The sequence below is a fragment of the Microbulbifer agarilyticus genome, from assembly GCF_020171345.1.
Classification (GTDB): Bacteria; Pseudomonadota; Gammaproteobacteria; order Pseudomonadales; family Cellvibrionaceae; genus Microbulbifer; species Microbulbifer agarilyticus_D.
On sequence record NZ_JAIUZM010000001.1, the window covers coordinates 830,614 to 843,732 of the forward strand.

Consider the following 13,119-nt stretch of genomic DNA (forward strand, 5'->3'; position numbering starts at 1 on the left):
CGCGGTCATCACACGCTGCAGCGCAGTTGGCACTCCACGGCAGGAGGCCGGTTACTGACGCGGTACGCTACAGGGAGTCGTAAATCATGTCGATATTCAATCACTACCTGGAACGCTACGAGTCGATTCAGGAGGAAGAACTCACCATCCAGGAGTACCTGGAGCTGTGTAAAAACGACCGCAGCGCCTACGCTTCACCGGCGGAACGCATGCTGATGGCCATCGGCGAGGCCGAGCTGGTGGACACGTCGCGCGACCCACGACTCTCACGCATCTTCTCCAACAAGGTCATCAAGCGCTACAAGGCATTCAGCGAATTCTATGGCATGGAAGAAGCGATTGAGCAGATCGTGTCCTTCTTCCGTCACGCGGCCCAGGGTCTGGAAGAGAAAAAGCAAATTCTGTACCTGCTGGGTCCGGTGGGCGGCGGCAAGTCATCTCTGGCCGAACGACTCAAGGCATTGATGGAACAGATCCCTATCTACGCCATCAAAGGGTCCCCGGTGTTTGAATCGCCACTGGCGCTCTTTTCTCCCACCGAAGACGGCCAGATCCTGGAAGAGGACTACGGCATTCCGCGCCGCTATGTAAACACCATCATGTCACCCTGGGCAGTAAAACGCCTGCACGAATACAACGGCGATATCACCAAATTCAAGGTGGTCAAAATCCGTCCCTCAATCCTCGATCAGCAAGCAATTGCCAAGACCGAGCCGGGAGACGAGAACAATCAAGATATTTCCGCGCTGGTCGGCAAGGTGGATATCCGCAAGCTGGAAGATTTCCCACAAAACGACCCAGACGCCTACAGCTTCTCCGGTAGCCTGTGCCGCTCTAACCAGGGGTTGATGGAGTTTGTGGAAATGTTCAAGGCACCGATTAAGGTACTGCACCCATTGCTAACCGCAACTCAGGAAGGCAACTACAACAGTACCGAAGGGCTGGGCGCCATTCCGTTTAACGGTGTAATCCTGGCGCACTCTAACGAATCCGAGTGGCAGTCGTTCCGCAACAACCGCAACAACGAGGCCTTCCTCGACCGCATCTATATCGTCAAGGTGCCCTATTGCCTGCGGGTGCACGAAGAGATCCGAATTTACGACAAGCTGCTGGAAAACAGTTCGCTGTCGAAAGCGCCCTGCGCACCGGATACCCTGCGCATGCTGGCACAGTTCTCGGTGCTGTCACGCATCAAGAATCCGGAAAACTCCAGTGTGTTTTCCAAGATGCGGGTCTATGACGGCGAGAACCTGAAAGACACAGACCCGAAGGCGAAGACCATTCAGGAGTACCGCGACAACTCCGGTGTCGACGAGGGCATGAACGGCCTCTCTACCCGCTTCGCATTCAAGATCCTGTCCAAGGTGTTCAACTTCGACGCGACAGAAGTGGCCGCCAACCCGGTGCACCTGCTGTATGTACTGGAACAGCAGATTGAGCAGGAACAGTTCCCGCCGGAGATTCAGGAAAATTACCTGGGCTTCATCAAGGAATACCTGGCGCCACGTTACGTGGACTTTATCGGCAAGGAAATCCAGACCGCGTACCTGGAGTCCTATGCGGAATACGGTCAGAACCTGTTCGACCGCTACGTGACTTATGCCGATTTCTGGATTCAGGATCAGGAATACCGCGATCCGGAGACCGGTGAAATTCTCGACCGCGCGGCACTGAATGAGGAGCTGGAAAAAACCGAGAAGCCCGCAGGCATTTCCAACCCCAAAGATTTCCGCAACGAGATCGTCAATTTTGTCCTGCGCGCCCGCGCCGGCAACCAGGGCAAGAATCCGGACTGGAGATCCTACGAGAAGCTAAAAGCAGTCATCGAGAAGAAAATGTTCTCGAATACCGAAGACCTGCTACCGGTTATTTCGTTCAATACCAAGGCGTCTGCGGACGACCAGAAGAAGCATGCGGACTTTGTCGCGCGGATGGTCGAGCGCGGCTACACCGAGAAGCAGGTGCGACTGCTCTCTGAGTGGTATCTGCGGGTGCGCAAGTCTCAGTAATTGATCAAGGTTTGTGTCTTGAAGTCCGACGGTGGCGGCCCTGCCACCGGTGGAGCTCTCCAAGACACGTCGTGAACCCATCCATGGGGACTTGTCCGTCGGGTCCCTCCGACGGACAGTCTCGAAGAGCTCCACCGGTGCCAGGGCCTTCAGACAACCCATCCAGCTCCGTGAGCAGCGCAGTTGGTATTGATTGCTTGGCGCATCGCCGAATTGGCAGTGGCTTGGGTCAGCAATATAAGGCAGTACTATGAGCTACATCATCGACCGTCGCCTGAATGGCAAAAAGAAAAGCACCGTAAATCGCCAGCGTTTCTTACGGCGTTACAAAGCACACATCAAGAAAGCCGTCGGCGAAGCCATGAACAGCCGATCGATCACCGACTTGGGTAAAGGTGAAAAGATCAGCATCCCCACCCGCGACCTCAATGAACCAATTTTTTCCAATGGCCGAGGCGGCCATATGGAGCAGGTTTTGCCGGGAAACAAGGAGTTCGTCACCGGTGACCGGATTCCGCGCCCCGGACAGGGGCAAGGGCAGGGAAGTGGCGGCAGTGGCGCCAGTGACAGTGGCGAGGGAATGGATGAGTTCGCATTCCAGATTTCGCAAGACGAATTCCTCGAATTTATGTTTGAAGGTCTCGAGCTGCCGAACATGGTGAAACGGAAACTTGCCGGCAATGATGCCTTTCACGTCGTGCGCGCAGGTATTTGCAATGAGGGTAGCCCGGGACGGCTGAATGTCGTGCGTTCCATGCGCGCGGCAAATGCGCGCCGCATTGCCCTGAGCGGCGGCAAGCGTCGCAATCTTAAACTGCTGGAACAGGAGTTGCTGGCAGAGGAAGAAAAGGATATAGCCCTGCGCGATCAGCGCAAGCTGGATGAGCTGCGCGCAAAGATTGAAGACTTACGCGGCCGCGTGAGTCGCATCCCGTTCCTTGACGATTTCGACCTCAAGTACAACCTGCTGGTAAAGCAGCCGCGCCCCAGCTCCAAGGCGGTGATGTTCTGCCTGATGGATGTGTCCGGTTCCATGAACCAGGCCACCAAGGATATGGCCAAGCGGTTTTTCTTGTTGCTCTACCTGTTCCTGCAGCGCAGCTATGAATACACCGAGATTGTGTTTATTCGTCACCACACCAGCGCCAAGGAAGTGGACGAACAGGAGTTTTTCTACTCCCGCGAAACCGGTGGCACCATCGTATCCAGCGCGCTAAAAATGATGCGTAACATCATGCGTGAACGCTACCCGGCCAGCGAGTGGAACATTTACGGCGCCCAGGCCTCCGATGGCGATAACTGGAACGACGACTCCAGTACCTGCCACAAAATTCTGATCGACGACATCATGCCCCACGTGCAGTACTACTCCTATGTGGAAATTACCCCGCGGGATCACCAGGCCCTGTGGGATGAGTACCAGAGTGTGGCGGAGGTGTTCCCTGAGCACTTTGCCATGGAGCAAATCATTGATGTCGGCGATATCTACCCGGTATTCCGCCAGCTATTTACCCAGAAGGTTGCCGTCTGATGCTTGATACAGGACTCAACGATAAGCAGCCCATCTCCACCACTTCCGAGTGGACGTTCGAACTCATTCAGGAGTACGACCGGGAAATCGCGCTGCTGGCCAAAGAGTTTGGCCTGGATACTTACCCCAATCAGATTGAGGTAATCAGTTCCGAGCAAATGATGGATGCGTATTCATCTGTGGGCATGCCGGTGGGTTACAACCATTGGTCCTTCGGCAAGCAGTTCATCAGCGTGGAGAACAACTACCAGCGCGGACGTATGGGCCTAGCCTACGAGATTGTAATTAATTCCAATCCGTGTATCGCCTACCTGATGGAAGAGAACACCATGACCATGCAGGCGCTGGTCATCGCACACGCCAGCTACGGGCACAACTCTTTCTTCAAGGGCAATTACCTGTTCCGCACCTGGACCGATGCCAGCAGTATCATCGATTACCTGCTGTTTGCAAAAAACTATATTGCCCGCTGCGAAGAACGCTATGGCGTGGATGAAGTCGAGGCGCTACTAGACAGCTGTCACGCGCTGATGAATTACGGCGTCGATCGCTACAAGCGCCCCTATCCCATTTCCGCCCATGAAGAAGAGCGCCGCCAGAAAGAACGCGAAGAGTATCGGCAACGCCAGCTAAATGACCTGTGGCGGACCATCCCCAAGCTGGGGGGCGGTGAAGAAGAAGCGACGGTACAGCGTTTTCCCGAAGAACCGCAGGAAAACCTGCTCTATTTTATCGAAAAAAATGCACCGCTACTGGAAAACTGGCAGCGCGAACTGATACGTATTGTGCGCAAAATGGCGCAGTACTTTTACCCACAGCGTCAGACCCAGGTAATGAACGAAGGCTGGGCAACCTTCTGGCACTACACATTACTTAACGAGTTGCACGCTAAGGGTAAGGTCACTGATGGCTTTATGATGGAGTTCCTGAGCAGCCACACCAGTGTGATCTACCAGCCACCCTACGACAGCCCCTACTACAACGGTATCAATCCTTACGCTCTCGGCTTCAGTATTTTTACCGACCTGCGCCGCATCTGTGAAAACCCCACCGACGAAGATCGGGCCTGGTTCCCGGACATCGCCGGCAGCAATTGGAAAGAAACCCTGCAATTCGCGATGCGCGACTTCAAGGACGAAAGTTTTATCCTGCAGTTCCTGTCACCCAAAGTAATGCGGGACATGAAGTTGTTCTGTATTTCCGATGACGATCGCGAGAAGGAAATTGAGGTGGGCGCCATCCACAATGAGGATGGCTATCGGGAGCTAAGAGCGAAACTTGCCGGGCAATACAATCTGGGCAATCGCGAGCCAAACATTCAGGTGTACTCCGTCGACACCCGTGGCGACCGATCCATCACCCTGCATCACACCCAGCATCAGCGCCGACCTCTGGGTAAAGACACATTCGAGGTACTCAAGCATTTGCATCGCCTGTGGGGGTTCGACGTGCATCTGCAAAGCTTCAACGGCGATGAAATCACCGCGAGTTATCATTGCCCAGAGCAGGGAAGAGACCGATCGGAAATCGAAGAGTCCATGCTGGTGCCAAAGCCGATCTGATATCGGCGAGGCATCCAGACTAGTCGATCAGGCGTCCAACAGCAGGTTGATACGCCCTACCAACTCGTTGCGGTCGCAACTGGCAGCAACCACCGCATCGGCACCGGCATCCAACCAGCGCTGAGGGTTAGCTTCGTCTTGTGGCGCAACCAACACCACACTCAGGGACGAAAACTCACTGCGCGAGCGCAGCATATCCAATACCTGAAAGCCGTTCACCCCCTCCAGATTGCTGTCCAGCACCAGCATTGCCGGCTTACCACTGGCCAGCATGGTGCCCGCGCTAAAGGAATCGCTCGCTAGATCCACTTCACAGCCAGCCTGTTGCAACAACTGGCGACCCGCAATCATCTCCGGGGAATCCGACACCAGCAGCACTTTGCGTGTAGCGGCACCCAGCTCTGCCGGTACCGGCATGGCGTTATCCCGCAGGAAGCTTACGAAGTCTTCCACGCAAATGCGGTGATCACCGCGTCCCGGGAGCTTGTACGCTTTGAGCTGCCCACGCTCAATCCAGCGGATAACGGTACGGAAATTGACCCCGCAATACCGGGCGGCTTCCCCGGTCGTAAGTACATGCACTTCGCTCATTTTATTACTTTCCCCCACGAATCGCGCATCTTGTTATTAATTGTGCTGAATTAAACCAAAAATACAGGCGTTAATTCTATGCCTATATATGTTTAACGAACCAACCGACATTTCCCTCAATTAAAGTTTGAAAGCCACGGTTGACAGTTATGACAGGTTAAATAAAATGGGCGCCATGTTGACGTCGACGTAATATGTCGGCATTACACGCGCTATCCAGCCTGATCCTGCAGCCTTTTGTCACGAAAATGCTGCTATCTAGTGTCCGGCTGAACTCTTTCGCGCACGCGAGCTTGTTGGGATTCTCTCTTCACGAATACCCTAAGACCCTGGGCCCCCTTGTTTTTTCGGGGCCTTTTTTTTATCTTCCCGATCCTGCATTTTCCTAATATTTATCTGGGTACATGCGTTTTTTGGCGCGATTTATCTCAGGTACAGCGGTATTTATGGCAATTTTCGCCTTTTCTCACATTTTGTTGGTTACCGCTCACTCCGCTGGCGCTGCGCGGCCCTTGGCGCTGGGTTTCACGTGATGAAGATCTATCTGGTCGGCGGTGCCGTCCGCGACAAACTCCTGCAACGCCCGGTACACGAACGCGACTGGGTGGTAGTCGGCGCCACCGAAAACGACATGCGCAACCGCGACTTCCGCCCGGTGGGCAAAGACTTCCCGGTTTTCCTGCACCCGGATACCGGAGAGGAATACGCACTGGCCCGGACCGAGCGCAAAAGCGGCCACGGCTACGGCGGTTTCACCGTATTTGCCAGCCCTGACGTCACCCTGGAACAGGACCTGCAGCGGCGCGACCTCACCGTCAACGCCATGGCAGAAACCAATGATGGCGCCATCATCGATCCTTATGGCGGCCGCGCCGACCTGGAAGCGCGCACACTGCGCCATGTATCACCGGCCTTTAGTGAAGACCCCCTGCGTATATTGCGTGTGGCCCGTTTTGCCGCACGCTACGCACCGCTGGGCTTCACCATCGCCGATGAGACCATGACGCTGATGCGCACCATGGTGGCGGCAGGAGAGGTGGAGCACCTGGTTGCAGAGCGGGTATGGAAAGAGGTGAGTCGCGCACTCACCGAGCCGCGGCCGGATATTTTTATCAGCACGCTGCGGGAATGCGGCGCCCTCAAGGTACTACTGCCGGAAGTGGATTGCCTGTTTGGCATCCCGCAGACACCGCTGCATCACCCGGAAATTGACACGGGCGACCATGTGCTGCGCGCATTGCGCCAGGCGCCACCGGAGCTTCCGGTGCGTTTTGCGGTACTGGTGCACGACCTGGGCAAAGGCGTTACCCCACTGGAGGTTCTGCCCAGCCACCGCGGCCACGAAGCGGCCGGCCTACCGCTGGTAAAAGCCGTGTGCAAGCGCCTGCGCGTACCAAATCCAATTACCGCGCTTTCACTCGGCGTGTGCGAATACCATTTGCACAGCCATAAAGTGTTTGAGCTGCGCCCACAGACGCTGCTGAAATTACTGCGCGCGCTCGATGCGCTGCGCAAGCCGGAGCGTTTCGAACAGTTTCTGGAAAGTTGCGAGGCAGACGCCCGCGGCCGCCTGGGGCTGGAAGACCGCGAATACCCGCAAGTCGACTACCTGCGCGCCGCACGCGATGCCGCCGCACAGGTAGACCCGCAAGCGCTTATCGCGCAGGGCTTCGCCGGCGCAGAGCTCGGTAAAGCACTGGATCGGGCACGACTGCAAGCTCTGACCAAATTGAAAAGCACCTACGGGGCGCCCGCTCAGGACTAACGGGCAAGCGCGCCACCTCCAAGTATTCCAATAGCCGACGGAAAACCAACAATGGCCACAGCTCTGATCACCGGCGCCGCCGCGCGTCTCGGGCGCGCAATTGCCGAAGAACTCCACCGCGATCATCGGGTCATTGTGCATTACCGTCACTCCAGTCAGGCGGCACAGGCATTAGTGGAGACCCTGAATCAGCGCCGCCCCGGCTCCGCGGCCGCAGTACAGAGCGAGCTCGCCGGCGCCGACGATTGCCAGCAGCTGGCCGAGTCCGCCCTGGCCTGCTTCGGCGAAGTATCCGTGCTGGTGAACAACGCTTCCGCCTTCTATCCCACCCCCATTGGCAGTGCCAGCGAGCAGCAGTGGGGCGAACTGATGGGCAGCAACCTGAAAGCCCCGTTTTTTCTCAGCCAGGCCCTGACTCCGGCCCTGGCGGATGCCAACGGCAGTATCGTCAACCTTGCCGATATTCACGCAGACAAACCCATGCCCAGCCACACCATCTACAGTGCGGCCAAGGCGGGGCTGGTAATGATGACCAAGAGCCTGGCCCGCGAGCTGGCGCCGCGGGTTCGGGTCAATGCCGTGGCGCCCGGTGCGATTCTGTGGCCGGAACAGGTCAGCGAAGGCTATAACAAGGAGCAGATACTGGAGCGTATCCCCATGCAGCGTAGCGGTGACCCATCGGACATCGCCCGCACTGTACGCTTCCTTGCCTGTGACGCACCCTATGTCACCGGCCAGATTATCGCGGTCGACGGTGGCCGCAGCCTGAATATGTAATGCCACTATTTCTCTTAAAGCTTGAGGTAACGCAGTGAGCGAAAAGCAATATATTTCCGCCCAGTCCCTGCTGGACGATTCTTACACGTTGGCCCTGAAGGTCGTAGAAAGCGGCTTCCAGCCAGACTACATCGTAGGGGTTTGGCGCGGCGGTGCACCCATCGGCATCGCAGTACAGGAAATGTTTGATTTCCTCGGCTTCCACGCGGACCACATCGCCATTCGCACCTCCTCTTACAGCGGCGTTAACCAGCGCCAGAAAGAAGTCAAAGTGCACGGCCTCACCTACCTGATCAAACAGGTGGAATCCCATGAAAAAATGCTGATCGTCGACGACGTTTACGATACTGGACTGAGCATTCAGCAAGCCATCAGCGACATGCGCAAGGCGGCGAAGAAAAACACCCCGGAAATCCGTGTTGCCTGCCCCTACTTCAAACCCAGCCGCAATCAGACCAACATGGAACCAGACTACTACCTGCACGAAACCGACAAGTGGCTAGTATTCCCCCATGAATTGAAAGGCCTGAGCATGGATGAGATTCTCGAAAACAAACAGGAGCTACGTAAGCACGAAGACAAACTGCGCGCGCTAAAGAAAAGCGACTAGTCACTCACAAGAAAACCATTACAGGACTTCTGTCACTATCGATCACTGCGGGTTAGCCGTGCAGCCGGAAACGGCTATAAACATGTGCCGTTGGTCTAAGAAGCACCGGTAAGCCTGAACTAAGTAATAGGCCAAGGCTCTCGCTTCCCTAGCCCTCCGCTCGTCGATCTGCCAAATTTCACTGCAAATTCACCGGCAGCTTGTCACAATGTCTACTCATCTAACACGTGGACAGGCACTGCCGGTGAACACCCTCAAGATCCTCTTGGTTGAAGATAACCCCACCCTCGCCCGTCAGACCGGTCAATTTCTGGAAGGGCATGGCTGGCATGTGGACTTTGCTGGCAACGGGCAACTCGGCCTGCAACTGGCACTGCAGGAGATCTACGACCTGATCCTGCTGGACCTCAATCTGCCGGACATCGACGGCCTTGAAGTCTGTCGACAACTGCGCGAGAAAGCCCAGTTTTCTGCCCCAATTCTTATGCTAACCGCGCGAGATGCCTTTACCGACAAGGCAGAGGGGTTTGACTCCGGCGCAGATGACTACCTGTGCAAACCGTTCGACCCACGCGAACTGGCCCTGCGCTGCCGCGCCCTGGCGCGACGCTGGGAACTGCACCGCAATGACGAAATGAGTATCGGCCCTCTGCACGTCCACCGGCGCCGCCGCGAAGCAGCGAGAGACGGGCAAACCCTCAAGCTCACCACCATTGCCTTCAATATCCTCTGGGAGCTCGCCTGCGCCTACCCCGAACCACTCAGCCGCGGAGAAATTGTGCATCGCATATGGGGCGACAACCCACCCGACAGCGACGCCCTGAAATCACACATCTACAGTCTGCGGCGTCAGCTGGACCGACCGTTTCCCGAACCCATGCTGCGCACCATCAGCAGTATCGGCTTCCAGCTGGAGTTACCCCGTGCAAGCTGAAACACCCCGCAGTAATCTGCAACGTAAAGTCTTCACCCTGTTCGGTGGCTTTACCCTGCTGCTCTGCCTGATTTACTCCGGTATTGGGCTACTCACCGCCTACGTGATCGAGGACCAGCTGCTCGACAACCTGATCAATGAAGAAGCGCGTTACATCGAGCAGTCGCTCCATGATGACGGCACCCTGCCCAGCCCGCGGCTGCCGATGTTTACCCTGTACACTTCACCTGCCGATACCCCACCAGAATTCCTGACCGCACTAGCTGGTGAGCAACGCAGAGCCGAATACTTTGTCGAAGGGCGCCAGCATTTTCACTTGCGTGAACTTTCCCCCGACACCAGTGCAATACTGGCCGCCGAGGTTGGCAATCTACTCACCGTTTCCAGCCAGTCGGGGCGCCTGATCTGGCTGCCATTGGCTGCCTTTCTGCTCACCACAGTTCTTGCACTGTGGCTCGCCTACCGGCTCGTAACCTCCGCGATTCGCCCCATCCTCAACCTTGCCCGGGAAGTTGAGCTGCAGGCGACAAACCAGTCGCCGCTGGCGCTAAGCACCAGCAGTCGCCACGACGAGATCGGCTTTCTCGCACGCACCCTCCAGCGCAACATGCACGAGCTCAAACAGGCGCGGCAGAGAGAGGCGGAATTCACCCACGATGTCAGCCACGAACTGCGCACCAACCTAGCCATCGCCAGCAACACCCTGGCCCTTGCGCGCAACCAAGGCCTGGGTGTGGAAGAGTCTCGCGAGCTTAGCGACATACTGGCGACCATGAACAGAACCGTCAGTACACTGCTGGCACTGGCACGATCCGAATCCTTCGAACACTCCAGTTTCGACCTGCGCCCGCTTGTGGAAGAACGCCTGCTTGCTCGCCGCGAGATTGTCATGCACCCCGACTTCCAACTCGATGTAAAACTACCGGACACCCTACCAGTAGTAGGGCATCCACACCTTGCAGCATCGCTGCTTGATATCCTCTTCGATAATGCCATCCAGCACGCGTCGCAACCGGCGCTGGAGATTCGCCACGAGGACGGCGCACTCATTTTCGAAAACCCCGTTCTGAAGGAGTTCAGCACTGCATCGCTGTTTAACGCCGGCACACGTGGGCCGAACAGTGAGGGCTTTGGGCAGGGGCTCTATCTGGCCAGCAGAATTTTTTCCGCACTGGGCTGGCGCTTTTCGTCTACGTGCGAAAACGGCAGGTTTTCGCTCTCCGCAATACCTGTGTCTGATAACGCAGACCGGTAACGCCTGGCGAAATCAAGTTAGTCCGCTTATTTCACTCGCCCTTCACCTTGTGCCGGGCAAGATCTCCCTACTACCTACAAGGAGATCCACCATGCTTAAAAAGATACTGGCAACCATCCTTTGCACCGCCGCAATTTTGTTCGGCACCGCCTTCTGGCTAAAGAGCCTGATACCCCCAGCCCCCGATCACGACGCGCTGGCGCGCACCACGCCCGCAGACGTTCCTTACCTCAAGCAGATCCCCACTGAAAAAGAGCGCGGACGTATTCTCGTCGTCGTGAGCAGCGCCGCCGAGTTCGGCAACACGGGCAAAAAAACCGGCTATGAATTCACCGAACTAGCGCGTCCCTACTATGTCTTTAGCGCCAATGGCTTTGTCGTGGACATCGCCAGCCCACAGGGCGGCGAACCACCCGCGATAATGGACAAGGATGATATGGGGCCCTTCGAGTATGCCTTCCTCAACGATAACGGCGCGATGAAAAAACTGCGCAACAGTATTCCCCTGGAAAATGTCGTCGCGGACCAGTATGAAGGTATCTTCTTTGCCGGCGGTAAAGGCGCGATGTTTGATTTTCCCGGCAATCCGGCGATCCAGAACCTGGTCATCGCACTGCACAAGAACGACGGCGTGATCGGAGCAGTCTGCCACGGTCCTGCCGCACTGGCGGATATCACGCTCGATACCGGCGCTTCATTTCTCGACGGGCGTCGCATCACCAGCTTTACCAACGAAGAAGAGCTGTTCCTGATTCCGGATGCCGAGCAAGTCTTCCCTTTCCTGCTGGAAACCCGCCTGCGCGAAAATGGCGCCGTGCTTGAGAAAGGCCCGCTTTATCTCAATCAGGTGACGATCGATAACGGCCTGGTTACCGGTCAAAACCCCTGGTCATCATGGAACGTCACTGAGGCCATGGTGCGTGCGTTGGGCTATGCGCCTGTGCCACGTAAAATCACTGAAACAGAAAAAACTGTGGAAATACTATTGGCTTATGAAAATAAAGGCCATGATGCTGCCAGTGAAACGCTGCAGAATTTTATGCAGCACGCAGGTGGTAACGGAGAAGCAATCGACCGACGCTTGCTGGCCATGCATGGCCTTGTTGCGGCCATGAAGGGAGAGATGAAAAAGTTTCTGGATATCGTGCGGCTGCTGGCGAGCGCCAAGCACCGCACCACCGATTCTAGACTTCCGGCCAGCTGAAAGGCACGGGCCAGAGTTTCTGGGAGGTTTGATCGTAACCTTCCCAGAGCTCTTGATAGGTTTTTCCAACGACAGGATGCGCCGCTTGAGGAGCCACTTCTGATAGCGGCAGCAACACAAAGGCATTCTTGAGAATTTCATCGCGCGGCAATGCGATACCATCTATCTCACCGGTGAGTTCATCATAGGTAAGAATATCGATATCCAGTGTTCGCGCGCTGAACTTCGGCCCACTGCGCACACGGCCGTTGGCATCTTCGATATCGCGCAGGCGCAGGGCCAGCTCGCCGACCGATAAATCCGTATCGATCGCCGCAACCAAATTGTAAAAATTATCGCCCTCGAAGCCCACCGCTTCGCTTTCGTAAACCTGGGACATCTTCAGGTCACCAAAGGCTTCCACCAATGCGTCCATTGCGGCACACAGGTGTTTTTCACGGTCAATGTTACTACCGAGACTCAGGTAGACGATTGCCATTGATCAGACCTCCACAGCCTGTTTTTTACCACGTTCTATGATGACGCCTACATCGCGCGCGCCGCGCACGGCGCCCGGCTTGGAAAGACGTAGTCGCAGCCAGCTCACATTGAATTCGTTACGCACAATCTTGGCGGCCTGTTCCGCCATGGTTTCCACCAGCAGAAACTCGCTGCCTTCGATAAACGCGATCAGGCGCTTGGCAACGGCTTTGTAATTCAGGGTGTGTTCGATATTGTCCGTGCGTGCGGCCTCACGAATATCGAACGCCATCTCGATATCGAGACTCACGGTCTGGCGCACTTCCCGCTCCCAGTCGTAAATGCCAATAATGGTTTCGACTTTCAAATCACGGATGTAAACGATATCCAACGCTCGTCTCCTTTCATTTCTACTTTTTATT

The 13,119-nt window shown here is 56.1% G+C and carries 12 protein-coding genes; 9 read left to right on the forward strand and 3 right to left on the reverse strand.

Annotation, left to right across the window (positions count from 1 at the left end; translation table 11 throughout):
* Positions 1–86 precede the first annotated feature (86 nt).
* From LCM31_RS03375 to LCM31_RS03385, 3 genes are all read left to right on the forward strand, one after another.
* Positions 87–2,009 (forward strand): PrkA family serine protein kinase, encoded by a 1,923-nt coding sequence (locus LCM31_RS03375; protein ID WP_224867553.1) that lies wholly within the window; start codon positions 87–89, stop codon positions 2,007–2,009.
* Positions 2,010–2,259: 250 nt separating this feature from the next.
* On the forward strand, positions 2,260–3,540 hold the full coding sequence (locus LCM31_RS03380) for a YeaH/YhbH family protein (RefSeq protein WP_224867555.1): 1,281 nt from the start codon (positions 2,260–2,262) through the stop codon (positions 3,538–3,540).
* A complete protein-coding gene (locus tag LCM31_RS03385) occupies positions 3,540–5,102 on the forward strand; it encodes a SpoVR family protein (RefSeq protein ID WP_224867556.1) in 1,563 nt (520 codons plus the stop codon). Before LCM31_RS03380 ends, LCM31_RS03385 begins: the two co-directional genes overlap by 1 nt.
* Positions 5,103–5,129: 27 nt before the next feature.
* Here the strand turns inward: LCM31_RS03385 and LCM31_RS03390 are convergent, their stop codons facing one another.
* Positions 5,130–5,693, reverse strand: coding sequence for a response regulator (locus LCM31_RS03390; protein WP_224867558.1), 564 nt, complete (start codon positions 5,691–5,693; stop codon positions 5,130–5,132).
* A gap of 532 nt (positions 5,694–6,225) precedes the next feature.
* Here LCM31_RS03390 and LCM31_RS03395 point away from each other — a divergent pair.
* The 6 genes from LCM31_RS03395 to LCM31_RS03420 all read left to right on the forward strand — a co-directional run bounded on the left by LCM31_RS03395 (position 6,226) and on the right by LCM31_RS03420 (position 12,238).
* Complete coding sequence (locus LCM31_RS03395; protein WP_224867560.1) at positions 6,226–7,458, forward strand: multifunctional CCA addition/repair protein; 1,233 nt, start codon at positions 6,226–6,228, stop codon at positions 7,456–7,458.
* 51 nt (positions 7,459–7,509) lie between these two features.
* Complete coding sequence (locus tag LCM31_RS03400; protein ID WP_224867562.1) at positions 7,510–8,235, forward strand: pteridine reductase; 726 nt, start codon at positions 7,510–7,512, stop codon at positions 8,233–8,235.
* Positions 8,236–8,269: 34 nt separating this feature from the next.
* On the forward strand, positions 8,270–8,845 hold the full coding sequence (locus tag LCM31_RS03405) for a phosphoribosyltransferase (protein WP_224867564.1): 576 nt from the start codon (positions 8,270–8,272) through the stop codon (positions 8,843–8,845).
* A gap of 208 nt (positions 8,846–9,053) precedes the next feature.
* The gene (locus LCM31_RS03410; RefSeq protein ID WP_224867566.1) at positions 9,054–9,779 is read left to right on the forward strand and encodes a response regulator transcription factor; all 726 of its coding nucleotides are present in this window, start codon (positions 9,054–9,056) and stop codon (positions 9,777–9,779) included.
* Positions 9,769–11,034, forward strand: a complete 1,266-nt coding sequence (locus LCM31_RS03415) for a sensor histidine kinase (protein WP_224867568.1) — start codon at positions 9,769–9,771, stop codon at positions 11,032–11,034. The genes LCM31_RS03410 and LCM31_RS03415 overlap by 11 nt, the downstream gene beginning before the upstream one ends.
* A gap of 91 nt (positions 11,035–11,125) precedes the next feature.
* Positions 11,126–12,238 (forward strand): type 1 glutamine amidotransferase domain-containing protein, encoded by a 1,113-nt coding sequence (locus LCM31_RS03420; protein WP_224867570.1) that lies wholly within the window; start codon positions 11,126–11,128, stop codon positions 12,236–12,238.
* Here the strand turns inward: LCM31_RS03420 and folK are convergent.
* Positions 12,219–12,716 carry a 2-amino-4-hydroxy-6-hydroxymethyldihydropteridine diphosphokinase gene (folK, locus tag LCM31_RS03425; protein WP_224867572.1) on the reverse strand — a complete coding sequence of 166 codons (498 nt, stop codon included), beginning with the start codon at positions 12,714–12,716 and terminating at the stop codon, positions 12,219–12,221. The genes LCM31_RS03420 and folK overlap by 20 nt on opposite strands.
* A 3-nt stretch (positions 12,717–12,719) precedes the next feature.
* Positions 12,720–13,088: a dihydroneopterin aldolase gene (folB, locus tag LCM31_RS03430; protein WP_224867574.1), complete on the reverse strand. Its 369-nt coding sequence runs from the start codon at positions 13,086–13,088 to the stop codon at positions 12,720–12,722.
* Positions 13,089–13,119: the final 31 nt, after the last annotated feature.

Bases quoted from the DNA above. Each gene is read 5' to 3' on its own strand.
- LCM31_RS03375 (WP_224867553.1), top strand. From the start codon at position 87: ATGTCGATATTCAATCACTACCTGGAACGCTACGAGTCGATTCAGGAG.
- LCM31_RS03380 (WP_224867555.1), top strand. From the start codon at position 2,260: ATGAGCTACATCATCGACCGTCGCCTGAATGGCAAAAAGAAAAGCACC.
- LCM31_RS03385 (WP_224867556.1), top strand. From the start codon at position 3,540: ATGCTTGATACAGGACTCAACGATAAGCAGCCCATCTCCACCACTTCC.
- LCM31_RS03390 (WP_224867558.1), bottom strand. From the start codon at position 5,693: ATGAGCGAAGTGCATGTACTTACGACCGGGGAAGCCGCCCGGTATTGC.
- LCM31_RS03395 (WP_224867560.1), top strand. From the start codon at position 6,226: ATGAAGATCTATCTGGTCGGCGGTGCCGTCCGCGACAAACTCCTGCAA.
- LCM31_RS03400 (WP_224867562.1), top strand. From the start codon at position 7,510: ATGGCCACAGCTCTGATCACCGGCGCCGCCGCGCGTCTCGGGCGCGCA.
- LCM31_RS03410 (WP_224867566.1), top strand. From the start codon at position 9,054: ATGTCTACTCATCTAACACGTGGACAGGCACTGCCGGTGAACACCCTC.
- LCM31_RS03420 (WP_224867570.1), top strand. From the start codon at position 11,126: ATGCTTAAAAAGATACTGGCAACCATCCTTTGCACCGCCGCAATTTTG.
- folK (WP_224867572.1), bottom strand. From the start codon at position 12,716: ATGGCAATCGTCTACCTGAGTCTCGGTAGTAACATTGACCGTGAAAAA.